We start from the raw sequence: 20,690 nt of genomic DNA, 5'->3' as shown, positions 1-20,690 counted from the left end.
GAAAAATATAACTATGGATAAATTGAGAGTAGGCATCGCGGGTTATGGAGTCGTCGGTAAAAGACGGAGGGATTGTGTCGATAGACATCCTAATATGAAAGTTGTTGCCGTTTGTGATAAGGTTTTCCAAGAAGAAGGCGAGTTTTCTGATAAAGTTAGATACTATTCTGATTACAATCGCCTTCTGAATGAAGACCTGGATTTACTGATCGTTTGTCTCACAAATGATATTGCACCAGATGCAACCATTGCCGGTTTGAATAAAGGTCTACATGTTTTCTGTGAAAAACCTCCGGGAAAAAATTTAGATGATATCAAAAGAGTCATTCAAACAGCAGAAAACAATCCAAAACTCAAACTCATGTATGGATTCAATCATAGATACCATGAGTCGATAAAAGAAGCATTGCAGATTATACATTCTGGCAAACTTGGAAAAATTATCAACCTACGTGGTGTATACGGAAAATCGAAGTTAATTACATTCAACCAACCAGATTGGAGAACAAAAAGGGAAATTGCGGGAGGCGGAGTTTTGTTAGACCAAGGCATTCATATGGTGGATCTAATGAGGCTTTTTGCTGGAGATTTCACGGAAGTTCATAGTTTTATTTCCAATGATTTTTGGAAATATGATGTAGAAGATAATGCTTATGCAATCATGAGAACACCTGAAGGTGTTGTTGGTATGTTAAATTCCTCTGCAACCCAGTGGAGACATCGATTCCATTTGGATATTAATTTGGAAAAGGGAAGTATCATCTTAGGCGGTATTCTTTCCGGTTCAAAAAGTTATGGTGCTGAAACAATGACGATTGTCACTGCGGATCCCGATAACGACAATGGCGATCCGATCGAACAAACCACTCGTTATAATAAAGATTTTTCTTGGGATGAAGAAATTTCATATTTTTCTGATGCAATCCTTCAAAATAAAGAAATCAAAAGTGGGTCTTACATTGAAGCATTTGAAACAATGAGACTTGTTTACCGAATATATTATGCGGATCCTAATTGGCGTAAAACTTATTCCATTCCAAATCCTGATTCTATTTAATTACTATTTATGCAGATTCAATTCAAAGACAAAGTAGTTTTGGTCACAGGCGGAACGAGAGGGATTGGAAAAAAAATCGCGGATGATTTTTTAGCTTTGGGTGCGAAAGTCATTATTACTGGAACAAATTCAGAACCATCCACGGAAATTAAGGAATCTGCTTTTATATATTGTTCTGTTGACTTCCAAAGTAAGGAAAGTTTAAAACAGTTTGTCCAATATTTGGAATCTTTGAATCAAATTGATGTATGTATCAATAATGCTGGTATCAATCGAATTAACTATCTCGAAAATACTTTGGATGAAGATTGGGACGATATGTTGAGTGTAAATTTAAACGCTCCCTTTTTTGTAACTCGAGCAGTTTCCAGAATAATGAAAAAACAATCTTACGGAAGAATTGTAAATATTTCCTCTATATTTGGTAAGGTGAGTCGTGAAAAAAGAAGCATCTACTCAATCACAAAATATGCAGTTAGAGGTTTGACAGTATCTTCGTCAATTGAATTGGCAAAACACAATGTACTAGTGAATACAGTTTCTCCTGGATTTGTAATGACAGATTTAACTAAAAAAAATCTGAGCGAAGTGGAGATGAAACAATTAGAATCTCAAATTCCAATTGGGAGACTTGCTCAACCGAATGAAATTGCGAATGTTATCCTATTTTTATCAAGTGACCACAATACTTACCTGACAGGACAAAATATCATTGTAGACGGAGGATTTGTGAATGTATAAAGAAATTCATATAAAGTCTTCTCAAAAAGAATATGAGGTATCATTTGTAGATGATATCTTTACATTAATTCAAAAATTTATTAATGACGGATCTTTCCTAGTTGTTGATTCCAAAATCTACGATTTGTATCTTAAGGAAAAATTAGATCACTCTTTACTGGGAAAAAAAATACTATTAATCGAAGCAGAAGAACAAAATAAAAATATTGAATCTTCGCAAAAATTGATTCAAACATTGGTAGAAAATTCAGTAAAACGAAGTAGCAAAATTGTTGCGATAGGTGGAGGAATTACACAAGATATAGTTTGTTTTACTTCTTCTATTTTGTTTCGGGGTGTTCCTTGGGTTTTTATTCCTACAACTTTGCTAGCGCAGGCAGATAGTTGTATTGGAGGTAAATCATCGATAAACTTCCGGAATGTTAAAAATTTAATCGGAACTTTTAATCCTCCTGATAATATTTACATTGATCCTATTTTTTTAAACTCGCTTTCTGAAGAGGATGTAAAATCGGGAATCGGTGAAATGTATCATTACTTTTTTCACAGCGCATCACCTTTGATTCAAGATTTTCATAATGATCGATTACATGTTCTTTCAGATCGTTCCTTACTTGTTAAATACATTTATGAAAGTTTAACGATAAAAAAGGAAGTAATTGAAATTGATGAATTTGACCGAGGAGTGAGGCGTAAATTCAACTATGGACATACATTCGGACATGCGATTGAAGCTTTGACTGATTATCAAGTAAATCATGGCCAAGCAGTAACCATTGGCATGGACTTAGCAAATTTTCTCTCTTTCCAATTCGGATTGATTTCTGAAAATGAATATAATTCTATGAGCGTTTTATTAAGAGCAAATTTTCCTAAATTTTCCTTTTCTAGTTTTTCTATCGAAGAATATACTTCTTTTCTTCAAAAAGATAAAAAAAACGTAAATTCTAATCTTACATGTATACTTACCAAAGGTGCAGGGCATCTGGAAGTTTATGAAATGGAATTGAATGACACAAACAAGTCATTGATTTCAACTTATTTCGCTGAAGAATATTTAAAACCAGTTTAATTTTTTAAGAGCCTTTATATGAAAAAGAAAATTTTTATTTCTACATATCCGTTTGGAAATTACGATCCAGAACCGCTGCGGTTATTAAATGAAACCGGTTGGGAAATTCTAACCAATACTTTTAAAAGAAAATTAAAGTCTGAAGAAGTGGCAGAAATTGCAAAAGACGTGGATGGGATCATTGCGGGAACTGAAGATTTAACACCTCTAATCCATAAGAATCCAAATTTAAAGTTTATATCCAGAGTCGGCATTGGACTTGATTCCGTTCCTCTTTCTTTATGTAAGGAAAAAAATATTAGAGTTTCCTATACTCCTGATGCAGTTACAAAAGCTGTGGTTGAGTTAACAATAGGACTTATGGTATCTATTACTCGTTTTGTTCCAAATGCAGATAGGGAACTGAGAAAAGGGAAGTGGTCTAGATTTACTGGCAAAAGATTGGGAGAGAGTACGATCGGTCTTATTGGACTTGGCAGAGTCGGAACAAACGTTCTAAAGATTCTTGCTGGATTTTCTCCTAAAAAAATTCTTATCAATGATTTGATAGATAAAACGAAAGAAGTTGAATCTATACTACGTGAATCAGGAGTTTCATTTGCTTTTGTGGATAAAGATCAAATCTATAAAGAATCTGATCTAGTCTCACTGCATGTTCCATTAACAAAACTGACACGAAATTTAATTGGTAAAGATCAATTGAATCAGTTCAAAAAAGATTCCTTTTTGATCAATACTGCCCGCGGTGGAATTATTAATGAATCTGATTTATATGATGCGTTAAAAAATAATATAATTTCCGGGGCAGCAGTGGATGTTTTCGAAGAAGAACCATATAAAGGAAATTTATGTGAACTCGAAAATATTCTTCTGACACAACATATGGGTTCTTGTTCCTACGATTGCAGGTTATTAATGGAGAGAGGGGCTGCGGAAGAAATAATTCGTTTTTTTAAAGAGGAACCTCTTCAAAGTGAAGTTCCTTCAGACGAATATCTCAACCAAATCTAGTAGATAAGAATATTTGTTTCTTTGATGATAAATAATAAAGATTCCAATTCAACTACCGTTCTAATTTGGGATCAGACAGATCCTCCTCCAAAATTTGAAGGAATCACTTTATTATGGAATGAGTTTTTAGAAGACAAAAATTCAAATTTGTTTTCTATTCCGAGACTTGTAGAACAAAATTCAGATAAATACAGAGAATTTTATTTAGGTTTGGCCCATGACTTGGGAGAGTTTAAAATCAAAGGCCGTATGATTGTTGATTGGTTGGAAATAAAACCTGGGCTCAGCTTTTGGTGGATGACTCTAATTGTTGAAAATAACTATGGAAAAACTCTAGAGATTCCCAATCGTATTAAGTTTTTTGCTTTGTTTGATTTTTTGGAAAACAGAGAAGTTAATACACTAAAAATTGTCACCGGGAATAAGCTTTTATATAAGTCTGTAAAAGAATATGCAGCGGAAAAAAAAGTAAATTTTAAATTCAATTTTAATGACTCTTCTCTAGCGAAATCAGTTTTTGAAAGAATTTATTCTTATTTTCCTCTTTTTTCTAAAGTAGTTCTCTTTTTTTTACATTATACTTTAATTAGGTGGAGATTTCTTTTTAATTCAAAACAAAAATACAAACCGGCAAAGTACGTTTTTATCAATTATTTTTTAAATTTTAGCCTTGGTATTGAAAAAGGGACTCCGTTTTCTTCCGATTATTGGGGGAAAATTATTCCAGCCTTAAACCAGGCAAACATAAGCACACATTGGCTCCATTTTTATGTAGATTATAATTTACTGCCAACTGTCAATAAGGCCGTCTCATTAACAAAATCATTCACGCAGTCTGAAAGAAACCAACAACACACTCTAATTGACAGTTACCTTTCTTTTTCTATTTTGTTTAAATCCCTTATTGATTATTTTAAAATTTATTTTATTTCTTTAAAGATTGGATTAATAAAAAAAGCCTTTCGATATAAAAAAGCAAATATTTGGGAACTTTATAAAGAGGATTTGATTGATTCCTTGAGGGGACGAGCCTCCTTATTAAATTGTATATATGTAAATCTTTTTTCTAAGATATCTCTTGATTTGGTTTCTTCTGAGAAAGTATTTTACTTACAGGAAAACCAGTCATGGGAGATCGCACTGGTTCATGCTCTGCAGTCTAAAAATATAGAAGTTATTGGTGTTCCGCATGCTACAATTCGCTACTGGGATTTGAGATATTTTTACGATCCGCGTTCTTATGTAAAAGAAGGACATTGTCCGCTTCCGTACCCTAATCAAATCACAATTAATGGGCCTGGAGCAAAATCGGCGTTACTGGATTCTAAATTTCCAAAGGAAAAAATTATAGATGTAGAAGCGCTTAGATATATGTTTTTAAGCCGTTTCAACAATAGAAAAAAAACTTCGGTGAAGCGAAAAACATTTTTAAAGATGTTGGTACTCGGGGATTACCTTCCTTCGGCAACCGCAAAACAAATGTCTGTATTACAAGAAGCCTATTCTGGCGTGGATAACAACATTGAAATCACTGTGAAACCTCATCCTATTTGTCCCGTAAATAAAGAAGATTATCCGAATATTCAATTTGATGTAATTACGGATTCTTTAGTGGATGTTTTGGAATTATTTGATTTAGTTTATACTAGTAATATAACTTCTGCATCCGTGGACGCGTATTGTGCAGGTCTTCCCGTAATTTCATTTCTTGATGGGGAGACATTGAATATGAGTCCTTTGCGAGGAAGAAAAGGTGTTTTTTTCATATCTAATTCGACTGAGTTGGATCTTGCAGTTCAAGCGGCGAAAGAAATGAAAACAAGTGATTTAGATATATTTTTTAATTTGGATGAAAATATTCCTAAATGGCGGCAATTACTTAAACTATGATGATTATACTTGAGGCTATTATTAAATGAAAACTGTCATACTATGCGGTGGTTTAGGAACTCGTTTGAGTGAGGAAACAACAGTAAAACCAAAACCAATGGTGGAAATTGCTGGAAAACCAATTCTCTGGCATATTATGAAAATATACGAATACTTCGGATACAATGAGTTTGTATTGGCACTTGGATATAAAGGCGAAGTGATTAAGGATTATTTTATTAATTATCATGCCAGGATGAGTGACCTCACTGTAAGTTTGAAGTCTGGAACTGCGCGTTATTCCAATCCAACTGCTGAAGACTGGAAAGTTGACATGATAGATACAGGGGCATTAACAATGACGGGTGGACGATTACTTCGCCTGAAAGACCAATTAGCAAATTCTGGTACATTTATGCTTACCTATGGCGATGGTGTTTCCAATGTAGATATTGGAAAACTAGTCGAGTTTCATAAATCACATGGAAAACTGGCAACTGTAACTGCAGTTAGGCCTCCCGTCCGTTTTGGTGAATTAGCTATTACTGGGAATCAAGTAACTCAATTCCAAGAGAAACCACAAGCAGAAGTCGGTTGGATCAATGGTGGATTTTTTGTTTTCGAACCTGAAGTATTGAATTATATTAAAGATGATTCCATAATGTTAGAAAGAGCTCCGTTGGAGGCTCTTGCAAAGGAAGGACAACTTATGGCATTTCATCATCCTGATTATTGGCAATGTATGGATACTCTAAGAGACAAACAGACGTTAGAAGAATTGTGGCAACATAATAAAGCTCCTTGGAAATTGAAATAAATATGTTTCAGAATATTTATTATGGTAAAAGAGTATTAATTACCGGACATACCGGCTTCAAAGGAGCTTGGTTGTCAGTCTGGTTACATTCGTTAGGTGCAGATGTTGCAGGTTTCTCATTGGATGTACCAACGGAAACAAATCATTTCGAATTATTAGAACTACCTAAGAAAATAAAAGATTTTCGGGGAGATATCCGAGATCGTAATGCTCTTGCTAAAACAATTGATGAATTTAAACCTCAGTTCATTTTTCATATGTCCGCACAAGCGCTTGTTAGAAAATCTTATTTAGATCCAGTAGAAACATTTGAAACTAACGTTATGGGAATGGTGAACCTCCTTGATTTAGTTCGCACAAGAGATTGGATCGATGTGGCTGTTTTGATTACTAGTGATAAAGCTTATCGAAACGATGAATGGTGTTGGGGTTACAGAGAGACAGATGCACTTGGTGGACACGACCCTTACAGCGGATCAAAAAGTTGTGCTGATTTAGTAGCTCATTCATTTTATCATTCCTTTCTAAAAGAATCTAAAACTAGAATTGCTATCACAAGAGCTGGGAATGTGATTGGAGGTGGTGACTGGGCCGCTGATCGAATTGTACCTGATTGTATTAAAGCTTGGTCCAAAGGTGAAACTGTATCTATCAGAAGTCCCTTGGCTACTCGCCCTTGGCAACATGTTTTGGAACCATTGAGCGGATATTTATTGTTAGGTGCAAAATTATACCAAAACCAGGAAGGTTTGGATGGAGAGGCTTTTAATTTTGGACCGGAAGCCAGTGTCAATCAAACTGTGTCTGAATTATTGGATGCGATGGCAACTCGATGGCCAGGTGTTCATTGGTCTGTACCCGAAGGTTTCGAAGTTGGTGGGAAAGAAGCAAAACTACTTAAGTTGTCTTGTGATAAAGTTCTTTTTCATTTGAACTGGCAAGCCGTTCTTGGATTTAACGATACAGTTGCTTTTACAGTCGATTGGTATAGAAATTGGTTGGAATCTAAATCTAATATTTACGAATTTACCTTATCGCAGATCAATCGATACTGTGAATTAGCTGCAAAGAAAAATTACGTTTGGATTTCCTGATATGTCCGCAATTTTGTTAGGGATAGTTATTTCACCTCTGAAAGAAATTTTTGATCCGAAAGGTTCAGTACTTCATATGATGCGTTCTGATGATCCTGAGTTTACTAGTTTTGGAGAATGTTATATCTCTGAAGTAAATTTTGGATCCGTTAAGGCGTGGAAATTTCACAAGAAACAAACTCAAAATTTTTCTGTCCCATCTGGCCAAATTAAATTGGTACTTTATGATGATCGGGACGATTCTCCTACGAAAGGGAATTTGCAGGAAGTGGTTCTCGGTAGGCCAAACGAATATAAACGGATTAAAATTCCTCCGAGAATCTGGTATGGATTTACTTGTGTTTCTGAAAATACCGCACTCATAGTTAATTTTACAGATATACCACACGATCCTTTAGAATCAAATCGATTACCGGATAATGATCCTTCGATTCCATATCAATGGAATTTATGAGTACATATAGAATATTAATTACTGGAGGTTCTGGATTACTCGGTGGGCGATTAGTTCAGTATTTTTCTGCAATAGATAATATTGAAATATATTTAGGAACTAGTAAGCCACTCGAACTTCCAAGTTATGTAAAATCAGGAAAAGTAAGGTTTTTGGATTGGGATTCGGAATCGTCTTTAAAATCTGCCTGCCTAGATACAAATGTTATCATTCATTGTGCAGGAATGAATGCACAGGATTGCCAAAAAAATCCAGAAAGAGCACTTGAATTCAATGGATTTACGACTGGTAAACTTTTAGATGCCGCAATAAAAATGAATGTTTCAAGGTTTATCTACATTTCAACTGCACATGTTTATGACAGTCCATTAAAAGGTCTTGTGACTGAAAATTCACCGCTTCTAAATTCACATCCTTATGCAACTAGTAATGTTTCCGGCGAACAACAGGTAAATCAACGTTATGATCGAATTACTGGAATTAACGTTCGTTTATCCAATGCTTATGGAGCTCCTGTATCTCCCTTAGTCAATTGTTGGATGTTGTTAGTGAATGATCTTTGTAAACAGGCAGTGACTACGAATCAAATGGTATTAAAAACTTCAGGAATACAAATCAGGGATTTTATTCCTATATCGGAAGTTTGTCGAGCCATTCATCATCTCCTGAATCTTCCACTGAACATGGACGAACATACATTTAATTTGGGTGGAAATATGTCGATGAGTGTATGGGATATGGCATTATTAATCCAAAAAAGATGTAAAGAAGTTCTAGGTTTTTCGCCAAATTTACAAAGAGTTTCACCTTCTACAAATGAAGTTTCCGAAAATTTTGAATATGATACTACAAAACTTTTATCTACCGGATATAAATATTTGAATTACTATCAATCTGAAATTGATCAGTTATTATATTTTTGCAACTTAAACTTTAAGAACGTTAACTAGAAGAATGAATCCTTTTATCTCTATAGTCATTCCCACATACAATCATTCGCATTTTTTGAAAAAATCATTAGGATCTGTGGTTACTCAATCTTATATAAATTGGGAAGCGATAGTGATTGATAATCATTCATCCGATACTACAGATGAAGTTGTTAATTCCTTCAGCGACTCCCGCATTCGTTTGAAAAAAATACACAACCACGGTATTATTGCAAGTTCGAGAAATCTTGGAATCTTGGAATCAAAGGGAGAATGGATTTCTTTTTTAGATTCAGATGATTTTTGGTATTCTGATAAATTAGAAAAAACTGTATCAGAAATAATAAAACTAAAAAACGAAGTAGAAGTGATTTGTCATAATGAATTTATGGTTTACCTGGATTCTGACGGAAAATCAATTTTAAAATACGGTCCTTACGAAATGGATTTCTATAGGAAAATGTTATTTTACGGCAATCGATTATCTACTTCCGCAACAACTGTGAATCGAAAATTTCTTTTTGAGAAAAAACTTCTATTTAGCGAAGAGAAAGAGTTTGTAACAGTGGAAGATTATGATTTATGGTTGCGGTTAGCCAATGAAAATGCGAGATTTTGTTTCATTCAGGAAACTCTAGGCGAATATACAATTCATGGTTCAAACCAATCAGGTTCTTTGGATAGACATATGAACCACCTGGAAAATTTAATTAAACATCATGTTTTCCAAATACAGAGTTTTGAATTAGATAAAAATAAACTTTGGAGGAAATTTCGTTCAAGACTCAAGTTTGATAAGGCCATTGTGTATTTAAGAGAAAAAAGATTATCACAGGCAGTTATTTTGTTGATTCGCTCATTTTTTAATTCTCCTTCAGTGTTTGTTACTTTATTAACTGCTAAAATTAGTAAATGGATTTGATTTTGTATTTAATTTTTGGTCATTCAGCTATACGTTTTGGTAAAGTAAAAATTGTCCTACCTCTGTTTGATTCTGTCACAGACTTATTTTTTCCGTTAGATAGGAATTACTGCTTCACTAGTTTAGAAAATCAAAATGTCAATTCTACATAAAATACTCGCGGCATCACATCTGCCTTTAAAGTTTTCCAATTCAATTGCTAAGTTTTTGAAAATTAAAGTTAATTCTGATTTAAGGGTTTTATTGTATCATGATATTCCTTTAGACAAGCAGGAACTTTTTCTTGCCCAATTGCAGGAATTATCGAAAGTCTGGAAATTTGTTTCTCCGGAAGAATTCGAAGAAATGATATTGGGAAATAAGGAAATTGTCGGAAAAAACCTACTTTTGAGTTTTGATGATGGTTATATTTCCAATCGAAGAGTAACAGAAGAAGTTTTAGAGAAAATGGGTATTAAGGCCTTATTTTTTATTATATCGGACTTTGTTTCTATTTCTAATTACGAAGATAGTAAAACATTTGTATCAGCAAATGTTTACCCTGACTATACACCGGAACAAGTACCTGATTCTTGGCTACCCATGAATTGGAATGATTTAAAGTTTCTTTTAGAAAAAGGTCATTCTATTGGCTCTCATACGAAAACACATGCAAGATTATCAAAGATAGAAAATTTAGATCAATTAAAAGATGAAATTATAAATTCCAAACAAATTCTTGAAAATAAGTTAGGAATTACTATCAAACATTTTGCATATACTTTTGGTGACTTAGGAAGTTTTAGTGAAATAGCTTTATCAATTGCAAAAACAAATTACGAATTTGTTCACACTGGACTAAGAGGAAATAATTTTAAAACCTATCCTTGGGCCATAAGAAGAGAAGCCACTTCTCCTGAAGATTCATTACAGTTAATTTCTGCCTTTTTAGAAGGCGGAGCAGATGTTTTATATAAAAAGAAACTTCAAATTTATGAATCTTGGGGTTTAAATTGAAATTTTTGATTGCGCCATTACCTAGCTGGAAGGCTTTTTTTTACTCACTCCTACCTGGTAAAATTTCTGATTCTAGTTTTAATAGAACTTGGCAGAGGGATTTAGAAACATCCATTTGGTTTTCTAAAACTTCTTGGTCTTTTGCTGCCATTGCTATTTGGAAAAGAAAGCATTCGTTAAATGAATCGATCACTTTTTGGTTTCCTGAATACTTTTGTAATTCTTCGTTATTTTTACTTCGTACACTAGGAGTTAAGATCGTTTTTTATCCAATAAAAGAGGATAGAGAACCTGACTACAATGCATGTAAAGAACTCTCGTTAGTTCATCAAATTGATGTATTCGTTTTGGTACATTATTTTGGTAAACCAAACAATTCTGTTAGGGCATTTGAATTTTGTTCTAATAAAAATGTGATCTTAGTGGAAGATTGTGCTCATGTTTTAAAGCCGATTAAAGGAATTGGAGAGAAAGGTGATTTTGTGTTGTATAGTCCGCACAAACATTTACCAATTCCAGAAGGTGCTGCACTGATTATAAGAAATAGTGGGCCATCTCAAATTGAATGGAAAGATGAAGATACTCATCAAATAGTTAAGTTATCTAAAGGACATTATCTAAAAGTTAAAAATACTAGGTTTTATTTACTTACTTGGTTTTCTAAAAGATTAGCACAAAAAATTGGAATTCGTTCTCGGAATTCAAATGTTCCAAATTATAATGAGGATAGTTTAAACCAAACAGTTGCTTATCCGTTAATGGCTAATGTTTCTAAACGGTTTCTAATTTCCGCACTTTCTAGTATTGGCGAAGTAGTTCGGCATAAATTTCAGATTCAAAGGATATGGGATGCTGTTCTGGATGAGTTCATCCCAATTCAATCAGAACGATCTGAAAGTTATATTCCCTATTTAACGGAATATAACTTTCCTAATTTGGAGATTGCAAAGGCTAATTTTGAGCGATTGTATTCTCTTCATTACCCTGTTTCCGTTTGGCCTGATCTTCCTCCGGAAATCCGTTCTAATCCACTCTATTATAAAAGTTCTATTCATTTACGAGAAACTAGTTTTTACCTGCCAACCCATTTTTCATTGTCCAGTAAAGAAGTATCTTTATTTAGTAATTCAAAGAATTCTAATATATTTTTTTCACTGGAAGCTACTAATTTGGATGAGGAAAATTGGAATTCGGAATTAAATTCCATCGATGCAGTAAATCTATTGCAAACGCTCTTTTATGGTGAGGCCAAAAAACATATCGAAGGTTGGGGAATTAAACGTATTTTATTGAAATCAAACGGTAAAAAAATTGGCCTAGTTCAAGTTTTATCTAAAACCTATTTTTATTTGTTCCATGTTCTTAGAATCAATCGAGGTCCATTGTTTTATGAAGGTGTTAGTGAAGAGGAAAAAAAATCTGCACTACACTATATTGCTAAATGGGTATCCAAGTTTAGTTTTTTATTTATCAATCCGGAAATGCTAAATACAGGAAAAAACCTTGTATCACTTTTTCGCATGGGTTATCGGACTCGCCGTGCCATTCCTTGGTCATCTTCTTTAGTCGATCTTTCATTGGATTTAGATGATTTAAGAAAAGAATTGGATGGCAAATGGAGAAATATGTTAAATGCAGCGGAGAAAACTGAATTAAAGTTGGTTATAAGTGAAACTGAAGAAAGTTTTCAATGGATTTTAGATAGATACTCAGAACTTATGAATCAGAAAGAATTTTCAGGAATTCCCATCTCTTTTTTAAAAGGAATAAAAGCTGAGTCCGATCAAAATCAAAAGTTAGTTCAGCTAATTGCTATGTATCAAGGTGAAAAGGTAGCGGGGATTTGTATCTCAATGGCTAACGGTACTGGAACTTATTTAGTTGGTTGGAACGGCGAAGAAGGTCGTAAGTTAAAAGCAAATCAATATTTGCTTTGGAATGCAATTGTTTACCTGCGCTCACAATGTTGTCGTTATTTTGATTTAGGGGGTATTGATGAAGAAAATACTCCTAAAATAGCTGAATTTAAAATTGGAGTCAATGGTCAAAGATACGAATTGGCTGGTGAGTTTGTCCGTTAAACAGCAAATGATTTTAGGTATTGATGCCTCCAATATAAGAGGCGGCGGAGGAGTGACCCATTTGGTTGAGCTCTTGAAAGCCGCTGAACCTAAACAGTTTCAATTTCAGAAAGTTATTGTTTGGGGTGGTAGATCTACATTAGATAAAATAGAAGAACGTTCTTGGATGGAAAAAGTTTATGAACCACTTCTAAATAAATCCTTGTTTCATCGGATATATTGGGGAAAGTTTCTCTTACCTAAAAGAATTTCAACTGGGAAAGTAGATTTATTATTTGTTCCAGGTGCAAATTATTCAGGTAATTTTAAACCTTATGTTTCGATGAGTCAGAACTTATTACCTTTTGAATGGAAAGAAATTAAAAGGTATGGGTTCTCGAAAAATTTTTTTCGTTTGATCCTTCTTTTTTTTAGTCAGACATTATCATTTAAGAAAGCCGATGGGATTATTTTTCTAACCGAATTTGCAAGGAAAGTTGTTTTTGATAAAATTAATTTGCTGAATAAACAAACTGAAGTTGTTTTTCATGGAATTAATCAAAAATTTTTTCAAAAACCTAAAAGTGCGAAAGATATCAGCAACTATTCAATAGATAAACCGTTTAAAATTTTATATGTGTCTTTTGTTGGTGAATACAAACACCAATGGAATGTAGTTTATGCAGTCGGGAAATTAATGAAAAACGGATATCCGATTACTTTCGACTTAGTTGGAGGTGCTGATGAAAAAAAACCGGTCGAAAGGTTAAAATTAGCAATAAACGATGTTGATCCTTTAAACAAATACATTCACTATCATAGTTCTATACAGTATTCGGAAATAGAAATTAAATACAAAGAAGCAGACCTTTTTGTTTTTGCCTCTTCCTGTGAAACATTTGGACAAATAGTCCTAGAGGCAATGGCTGCCGGTCTTCCTATTGTTTGTTCTGAGCTCTCGGCAATGAAAGAAATATTAAAAGATGCAGGTGATTATTTTAATCCATTGGATATTGAATCAATCGAAGAATCGATAAAACGAGTTATTGATTCAAAAGACAAACGAAATGAATATTCAAATAGAGCCTACGTACTTGCTAAGGAGTTTTCCTGGAAAAGAACGGCTAACCAAACATTTGGCTTTTTTCATAAAATAAAAGGAAGATTTGATAAAGTATGACAAATTTAATCAACAGAGAAGAATTAGTTTCAATTCTTCAAAAAAGACTTTCTTCGAAAAAGAGCGACTTAAAAAAATTCTTTCATAATTCGGTAGATGAAATTGGAGTGCGATATTGTTATTTAGACGATTTGCTTCCGAAAGAAATTGCCAACCAAATTCATTCTGTTTTTCCTAAAAAAAACGAAATGCGTTTATTGGATAGTTTTCGAGAAAAAAAATATACATCCAAAAACTTTGACCATTTTGATCCTCTACTTAAAGATATTACTTTTGCAATTCAGGACGAGCGAGTGATCAAAGTAATTGAAGAAATAACAGGTATTATAGATCAAAAACCAGATCCTTCTCTGTATGCCGGTGGCCTTAGTTTGATGGAAAAAGGAAACTTTTTAAACCCTCATATAGATAATTCACATGAAATGACCCGAACTATGTATCGTACATTAAACCTTTTGTATTATGTAAATCCGAATTGGTCGTTAGAGAAGGGTGGAAATTTAGAACTTTGGGATACTTCCGTAAGAAATAATATAACCATTGAAAGTTCGTTTAACAGATTAGTTCTTATGGAAACAAATCCGAAATCATGGCATTCTGTAAGTCCAGTAACAGTAGATGAAATCAGGATTTGTGTTTCCAATTATTATTTTTCAAAAACGTCTCCCATTGGAAAAGAATATTTTAATGTAACCAGTTTTAGTGCTAGACCGAATCAAAAATTTGTCAGATTGTTTTCTTCAATTGATAACAAACTTAGAAGTTTTATCCGTCACATTAAAAAAGACGGATTTGGTAAAAAAGATTTGTATCAGAATCATAAAAACACATAGAGAATAAATTAGTGAACGTACCGTTAAAGATCTTAGTCCTTGGTGCTTCGGGTATGTTGGGAAGTACATTGTTTAATGTTTTATCTAAAAATTCAAAGTTTAAGGTTTGGGGAACAGTCAGAAATCCAGAGGTATTAAAATATATCAAAAATTTACACAATGGAATTATATTAACTCATGTAGATGTGATGAATCAAGATGAGTTAATAAGAATTTTTTATGATGTTAAACCAGATGTTGTTATAAATTGTATAGGAATTATTAAACAGCAAAAAGTTGCGGAAGATCCATTAACTGTTATACCAATTAATTCCTTATTGCCACATAGACTTTCTAGTTTATGCAAATTGATTGGTGCACGTCTGATTCTCATTAGCACGGATTGTGTGTTTGATGGGAAAAGAGGAATGTACGTGGAATCAGATCCACCTAATGCTATTGATTTATATGGTAAATCGAAAGAGTTGGGAGAAATATATAATGATAAACATGTATTTACGTTTAGAACTTCCATTATTGGACATGAATTAAACTCCCAGATTTCTTTGGTGAATTGGTTTTTATCGCAACAAGGTATTGTTAGGGGATTTTCGAAAGCCATTTTTTCTGGTTTTCCTGCAAATGAAATTGCGGAGATAATCGAAAATAAAATTATTCCAAATGAAGATTTATTTGGGCTCTACCATGTTTCAGCTGAGCCAATTTCAAAATTTGATCTTTTGCAATTAATTAAAAAACTATATGGATTTGATATTGAGATTAAACTTGAAGATGATTTTGAAATTGATCGCTCTTTGAATTCCGAAAAGTTTAGAAAAGAAACTGGTTATATACCAAAAAAATGGGATAAACTGGTTCAAGATATGAAAGATTACAGAAAAGAATATTTGGATTAATATATGTTTGATAATAAAACTCTCCTCATTACTGGTGGGACTGGTTCTTTTGGCAACACGGTCTTAAATAGATTTTTAAATACTAATGTCAAAGAAATTCGAGTCTTCAGCCGTGACGAAAAAAAACAAGAGGATATGCGAATTTCGCTTAATAATGATAAGCTGAAATTTTACATTGGTGATGTAAGGGATTATGAAAGCATTTCATCCGCATTAGTGGGTGTCGATTATGTATTTCATGCAGCTGCTTTAAAACAAGTGCCATCTTGTGAATTTTATCCAATGGAAGCATTAAAAACCAATGTAATTGGAACTGAAAATGTTTTAAATGCTGCTATTGCTCGCAATGTGAAACGTGTTGTTGTGTTGAGTACTGATAAGGCAGTATATCCAATCAATGCTATGGGAATTTCGAAGGCCATGGCTGAAAAGGTAATGGTTGCTAAATCAAGACAAGTGCCAGAAGGAGGCACAGTTTTTTGTGCTACTCGTTATGGAAATGTTATGGCATCTCGAGGTTCGGTCATTCCTTTGTTTGTTGATCAACTTAAAAATGGGGATCCCTTAACGATCACTGATCCAAATATGACTCGATTTTTAATGTCGTTAGAAGATTCGGTAGATTTAGTTTTACATGCTTTTGAACATGCAAACCAAGGTGATATATTCATTCAGAAAGCACCTGCCTCGACGGTAGGGGATTTAGCGGAAGCATTAAAAGATCTCTTTAAGAAACTAAATATGATAAGAGTGATTGGAACTCGACATGGTGAAAAACTCTATGAGACTTTGGTTTCAAGGGAAGAAATGGCGAAGGCAATTGATATGGGACGTTATTACCGTATCCCTGCTGATAATAGAGATCTAAATTATAAAAAATATTTTGTGGAAGGGGAAGAAAAGGTTTCTGAACTAGATGATTATACTTCACACAACACGAACCGATTGGAAATCAATGACATTAAAGAACTTTTATTAAAATTAGATTATATCCGGGAAGAATTAAATGCTTAAAGTTCTAACGTTAATTGGAACACGTCCCGAGTTAATTAAAATGTCACGGGTTATTTCGGCAATGGATAAGTGCTTTAAACATGTATTTGTTCACTCGGGTCAAAATTATGATTATGAATTGAACCAGGTTTTTTTTGATGATCTCGAGATTAGAAAACCAGATTATTTTCTGAATGTTGCAGAAGATACGGTTGCAAAAACGATTGCTTCTATCTTAGTCAAAATTGACGAAGTATTCGAGAAAGAACAACCTGATGCGTTACTATTTTATGGGGATACTAATACATGTTTGGCGGTGATTTCCGCTAAAAGAAGAAAGATACCTGTTTTCCATATGGAAGCAGGAAATCGATGTTTTGATGAAAGAGTGCCTGAGGAACTAAATCGAAAGATTGTGGACCACTTAAGTGATATCAATATTGTTTTAACTGAGCATGCGAGAAGGTATCTCTTAAGTGAAGGGATTAAACCTGAGACAATTTTCAAATCAGGTTCCCATATGAAGGAAGTTTTAGATTATTATAAGCAAAAAATTCAAAAATCAAATATTTTAAATGAATTGAATCTAAAACCTCAAAATTATTTTTTAGTCAGTATCCATCGTGAGGAAAATGTAGACAGTGAGCAAAACTTAAAGGAGATGTTACAATCTTTGGAAGGGATCGTGAATCATTATAACCTTCCTGTAATTGTATCTACCCATCCCAGAACTAGAAAACGATTGGAATCATTGGGAATTGAGTCGAATGAGAATATTAAATTTCTAAAACCATTTGGATTCCTGGATTATATTTACCTACAACAAAATTCAAAATGTGTTGTATCAGATTCTGGTACCATCACCGAGGAATCTTCCATTCTCAAATTTCCTGCTATTACAATTAGAAATACACATGAACGCCCTGAAGGAATGGATGCAGGAGTTTTAATTATGTCTGGACTAAAAACTTTAGATGTTCTCGATTCCATAAAAATTTCTATTATGGCAAATACATCTAGAGCAACTGAAAATGGGACTGTGGATGACTATTTAGCAGATAATGTATCAATGAAAATTGTGCAATTGGTGCAAAGCTATACTGGTTATATAAATCGAGTGGTCTGGAAAAAGTGAATATTCTTATCATTGTAGACGACTATTTACCGAGTAGCATTAAGGTAACTGCCAAAATGATGCATGAACTTGCTCTTGAACTAAAGCAGTTAGGCAATGAAGTTCTAGTAATAACTCCTGATAGTTACCGAAGAGCGGAAAAATCTTTAGATAAAATTGAAATTTTTGAGGGTATTTCCGTTTTGCGATTTCCATCAGGTAGATTAAAGAACGTATCGAAGATAATCCGACTATTTAATGAATTTCTGTTGCCTTTTCGTGCTTGGATGTATGGGAAATATAAATTTAAAGACTTTAAAATGGATTTGATAATATACTATTCCCCATCCATTTTTTGGGGTTGGTTAGTTTATAAATTAAAAAAGCTAACGAAAACGAAGTCATATTTGATACTGAGAGATTTTTTTCCTCAATGGGCAATAGACAATGGAATCATAAGTAAAAAATCACTGATTACAAAGTTACTTTTGTTAGTAGAAAATTGGAATTATCGTCAAGCAGATACTATTGGGTTAATGTCGCAAAAAAACTTAGAATGGTTTTGTCGATATCACAATTATGATGGAAATGCAAAACTTGAAGTTTTGTTCAATTGGGTAACAGATAAATCATTTTCTTTTCAAGTAGGTGTGGATAAGTCTAATTATAGAAAACAGCTAAATTTAGATGAAAAAGTTGTTTTTTTCTATGGTGGAAATATTGGGCACGCACAAGATATGAGCCAAGTTCTTCGTTTGGCAAAAAGTTTAGAAAACTATGCATCAGCACACATAGTGTTAGTAGGGGCTGGTGATGAAGTGAATATAGTAAGAGAATTTATCAGAGAATCAAATATATCTAATTTAACTCTTTTGGATCCTGTAACGCAAGAAGAATACGCAAAAATGTTAAGTGAATTTGATGTTGGTTTATTTTTTTTAAACTACAATCACTCTACTCATAATTTTCCAGGAAAAATACTGTCTTATCTAGTTCAAGGATTGCCCATTTTAGGAAGTGTAAATCCTGGCAATGATTTAAAGGATATAATTGAAGAAGCTAATGCTGGCTACGTAGTTATATCGGGTGATGATGTTGGTCTATATGAATGTGCTAAAAAGCTTTTAGAAAAAGAGTTAAGATCTTCAATATCAGTGAATGCTAAAAAATTACAGAAATCAAAATTTGATCTTAGTGTGGCTGCAAAACAGATTATTAAAGAAGTAATATGATTTTTAAAAAAAAGCAAATCGAAAGGATACCAATATTTTTAATCTTTTTAGATATAATTTCGATTATTCTAATTAGTCACTTTTTTGAAATTTATCTTATCGTAACAAATACTTCGACGGCACATTATTGGACTAGATACTTGATTTTTCTATTTTTCCCATTTGTGCAATTAGTATTGAATACCTATAAGCCTAGTTCAAATGATCTGAGATTAGGATTTATTGAAAGATACTTGGTTGGATATATTGTTTATTTGGTAATCGTAAGTAGCTTTCTCTTTCTTTCTGAATATAGATATCTAGGTAATGCATGGGGAAGGGGGATATTTTTTTCTAACACCGTATCATTTTTTATTATTGGATTAATCAATCGCTATATAATTAAAGTTTATAAAAATTCTATAGTAGATAAGGTACAAATTAATTTATTGTTAATTGCCTCTCCAAATAATATTAGAAACCTATTTTTGGAGCTAGGCACGTTTAAGGCAGAGATTAATTATTTCATCTACTCGGAGTCAACTGCTGTTTTTAATGCGCCTGGAGTGAAATATATTAAACACGAAGATGAACTGGTTTCAGTGATAAAAAGTTTTCATCCGATCTCTTTAAATTTTATCGTAGTTGATAATGAATTTAAAATTTCTCCGGATAGTTATTCTCATTTAGTTGAAGCTTCTGTAAAGGGGGTTAATGTAATTGATTTATCAAATTTTGTCGAACACTATGTAGAAAAATTTCCGGTATTGTTTACGAGTTTAAATTGGATCATTACTAGTGGTGGGTTTTCGTATTTTAATAAACCTATTCAAGAAAGAATAAAAAGAATTATTGATTACTCATTGTGTTTGTTGCTATTTGGTCCTTCATTTATCTTAATATTTTTTTCGGCTATTGTTATCAAGTTAACGTCTCCTGGACCAGTATTTTTTAGTCAGCTTCGAATCGGAAAAGGTGGAAAAGAGTTTTTACTTTATAAATTAAGAACAATGAAGACTGAAAAAAATATTCAACAGGCGAAATGGGCATCTGCTAATGATCCTAGAATTACTTTGTTTGGAAAATTTTTAAGAAAGACTAGGATAGATGAGCTTCCTCAAATTTTTAATGTTTTAAAAGGTGATATGAGTTTTATAGGTCCAAGACCAGAGCAGCTTGAGTTTGTAAATTTATTATCGAAAGAAATTCCTTTCTATAGTCTTCGTCATTCTGTAAGTCCTGGTTTGACGGGATGGGCACAAGTAAATTATGGATACGGCTCTTCTGTTTATGATTCAAGAATCAAGTTAGAATATGATTTGTTTTATATAAAAAATTTTTCACTTCTATTGGATTTTAGAATTATGATTAAGACTGTCCGAGTGATATTGTTTGGGCGTGGACGTTAATTTTGAGAAATGTATCTATATATGTGAATGGT

20 protein-coding genes are annotated in these 20,690 nt (G+C 33.2%); 19 read left to right on the top strand and 1 reads right to left on the bottom strand.

Annotated elements, in window-relative coordinates:
* Window positions 1-13: 13 nt before the first annotated feature.
* From ND812_RS12775 to ND812_RS12725, 11 genes are all read left to right on the top strand, one after another.
* On the top strand, window positions 14-1,057 hold the full coding sequence (locus ND812_RS12775) for a Gfo/Idh/MocA family protein (RefSeq protein WP_265375745.1): 1,044 nt from the start codon (window positions 14-16) through the stop codon (window positions 1,055-1,057).
* A 9-nt stretch (window positions 1,058-1,066) separates the two neighbouring features.
* Window positions 1,067-1,798: an SDR family NAD(P)-dependent oxidoreductase gene (locus ND812_RS12770; RefSeq protein ID WP_265375744.1), complete on the top strand. Its 732-nt coding sequence runs from the start codon at window positions 1,067-1,069 to the stop codon at window positions 1,796-1,798.
* Window positions 1,791-2,870: an AroB-related putative sugar phosphate phospholyase (cyclizing) gene (locus ND812_RS12765; protein WP_265375743.1), complete on the top strand. Its 1,080-nt coding sequence runs from the start codon at window positions 1,791-1,793 to the stop codon at window positions 2,868-2,870. Before ND812_RS12770 ends, ND812_RS12765 begins: the two co-directional genes overlap by 8 nt.
* Before the next feature lie 18 nt (window positions 2,871-2,888).
* The gene (locus ND812_RS12760; protein ID WP_265375742.1) at window positions 2,889-3,881 is read left to right on the top strand and encodes a phosphoglycerate dehydrogenase; all 993 of its coding nucleotides are present in this window, start codon (window positions 2,889-2,891) and stop codon (window positions 3,879-3,881) included.
* 24 nt (window positions 3,882-3,905) lie between these two features.
* A complete protein-coding gene (locus tag ND812_RS12755; RefSeq protein WP_265375741.1) occupies window positions 3,906-5,771 on the top strand; it encodes a TIGR04326 family surface carbohydrate biosynthesis protein in 1,866 nt (621 codons plus the stop codon).
* Between the two features lie 25 nt (window positions 5,772-5,796).
* Complete coding sequence (gene rfbF, locus ND812_RS12750) at window positions 5,797-6,567, top strand: glucose-1-phosphate cytidylyltransferase (RefSeq protein WP_265375740.1); 771 nt, start codon at window positions 5,797-5,799, stop codon at window positions 6,565-6,567.
* A gap of 2 nt (window positions 6,568-6,569) precedes the next feature.
* Complete coding sequence (gene rfbG, locus ND812_RS12745; protein ID WP_265375739.1) at window positions 6,570-7,661, top strand: CDP-glucose 4,6-dehydratase; 1,092 nt, start codon at window positions 6,570-6,572, stop codon at window positions 7,659-7,661.
* A gap of 1 nt (window position 7,662) precedes the next feature.
* On the top strand, window positions 7,663-8,115 hold the full coding sequence (locus ND812_RS12740) for a dTDP-4-dehydrorhamnose 3,5-epimerase family protein (RefSeq protein WP_265375738.1): 453 nt from the start codon (window positions 7,663-7,665) through the stop codon (window positions 8,113-8,115).
* The gene (locus ND812_RS12735) at window positions 8,112-9,065 is read left to right on the top strand and encodes an SDR family oxidoreductase (RefSeq protein ID WP_265375737.1); all 954 of its coding nucleotides are present in this window, start codon (window positions 8,112-8,114) and stop codon (window positions 9,063-9,065) included. The genes ND812_RS12740 and ND812_RS12735 overlap by 4 nt, the downstream gene beginning before the upstream one ends.
* Before the next feature lie 4 nt (window positions 9,066-9,069).
* Window positions 9,070-9,966 carry a glycosyltransferase family 2 protein gene (locus tag ND812_RS12730; RefSeq protein ID WP_265375736.1) on the top strand — a complete coding sequence of 299 codons (897 nt, stop codon included), beginning with the start codon at window positions 9,070-9,072 and terminating at the stop codon, window positions 9,964-9,966.
* A gap of 135 nt (window positions 9,967-10,101) precedes the next feature.
* Window positions 10,102-10,962 carry a polysaccharide deacetylase family protein gene (locus ND812_RS12725; RefSeq protein ID WP_265375735.1) on the top strand — a complete coding sequence of 287 codons (861 nt, stop codon included), beginning with the start codon at window positions 10,102-10,104 and terminating at the stop codon, window positions 10,960-10,962.
* Window positions 10,963-11,002: 40 nt separating this feature from the next.
* On the opposite strand, the gene ND812_RS12720 is transcribed toward ND812_RS12725, so the two are convergent.
* Entirely contained in the window at window positions 11,003-11,155 is a 153-nt protein-coding gene (locus tag ND812_RS12720; RefSeq protein ID WP_265375734.1) for a hypothetical protein, read from the bottom strand.
* A gap of 220 nt (window positions 11,156-11,375) precedes the next feature.
* On the opposite strand from ND812_RS12720, the gene ND812_RS12715 reads away from it, so the two are divergent.
* The 8 genes from ND812_RS12715 to ND812_RS12680 are packed head-to-tail and all read left to right on the top strand — an operon-like array spanning window position 11,376 to window position 20,658.
* On the top strand, window positions 11,376-13,043 hold the full coding sequence (locus ND812_RS12715; RefSeq protein WP_265375733.1) for a GNAT family N-acetyltransferase: 1,668 nt from the start codon (window positions 11,376-11,378) through the stop codon (window positions 13,041-13,043).
* A 7-nt stretch (window positions 13,044-13,050) separates the two neighbouring features.
* Entirely contained in the window at window positions 13,051-14,202 is a 1,152-nt protein-coding gene (locus tag ND812_RS12710) for a glycosyltransferase family 4 protein (protein ID WP_265375957.1), read from the top strand.
* Window positions 14,199-15,035 (top strand): 2OG-Fe(II) oxygenase, encoded by an 837-nt coding sequence (locus tag ND812_RS12705; protein ID WP_265375732.1) that lies wholly within the window; start codon window positions 14,199-14,201, stop codon window positions 15,033-15,035. The genes ND812_RS12710 and ND812_RS12705 overlap by 4 nt, the downstream gene beginning before the upstream one ends.
* An 11-nt stretch (window positions 15,036-15,046) precedes the next feature.
* Window positions 15,047-15,931: a dTDP-4-dehydrorhamnose reductase family protein gene (locus tag ND812_RS12700; RefSeq protein ID WP_265375731.1), complete on the top strand. Its 885-nt coding sequence runs from the start codon at window positions 15,047-15,049 to the stop codon at window positions 15,929-15,931.
* 3 nt (window positions 15,932-15,934) lie between these two features.
* Entirely contained in the window at window positions 15,935-16,945 is a 1,011-nt protein-coding gene (locus ND812_RS12695; RefSeq protein ID WP_265375730.1) for a polysaccharide biosynthesis protein, read from the top strand.
* A complete protein-coding gene (wecB, locus tag ND812_RS12690; protein WP_265375729.1) occupies window positions 16,938-18,059 on the top strand; it encodes a non-hydrolyzing UDP-N-acetylglucosamine 2-epimerase in 1,122 nt (373 codons plus the stop codon). Before ND812_RS12695 ends, wecB begins: the two co-directional genes overlap by 8 nt.
* Window positions 18,056-19,270, top strand: a complete 1,215-nt coding sequence (locus tag ND812_RS12685; RefSeq protein WP_265375728.1) for a glycosyltransferase family 4 protein — start codon at window positions 18,056-18,058, stop codon at window positions 19,268-19,270. The genes wecB and ND812_RS12685 overlap by 4 nt, the downstream gene beginning before the upstream one ends.
* Entirely contained in the window at window positions 19,267-20,658 is a 1,392-nt protein-coding gene (locus ND812_RS12680; RefSeq protein WP_265375727.1) for an exopolysaccharide biosynthesis polyprenyl glycosylphosphotransferase, read from the top strand. Before ND812_RS12685 ends, ND812_RS12680 begins: the two co-directional genes overlap by 4 nt.
* The last annotated feature ends 32 nt before the right edge of the window (window positions 20,659-20,690 follow it).

This window comes from Leptospira limi (genome assembly GCF_026151395.1).
Lineage (GTDB): Bacteria > Spirochaetota > Leptospiria > Leptospirales > Leptospiraceae > Leptospira_A > Leptospira_A limi.
This window is presented reverse-complemented; position numbering and strand designations above follow the sequence as displayed.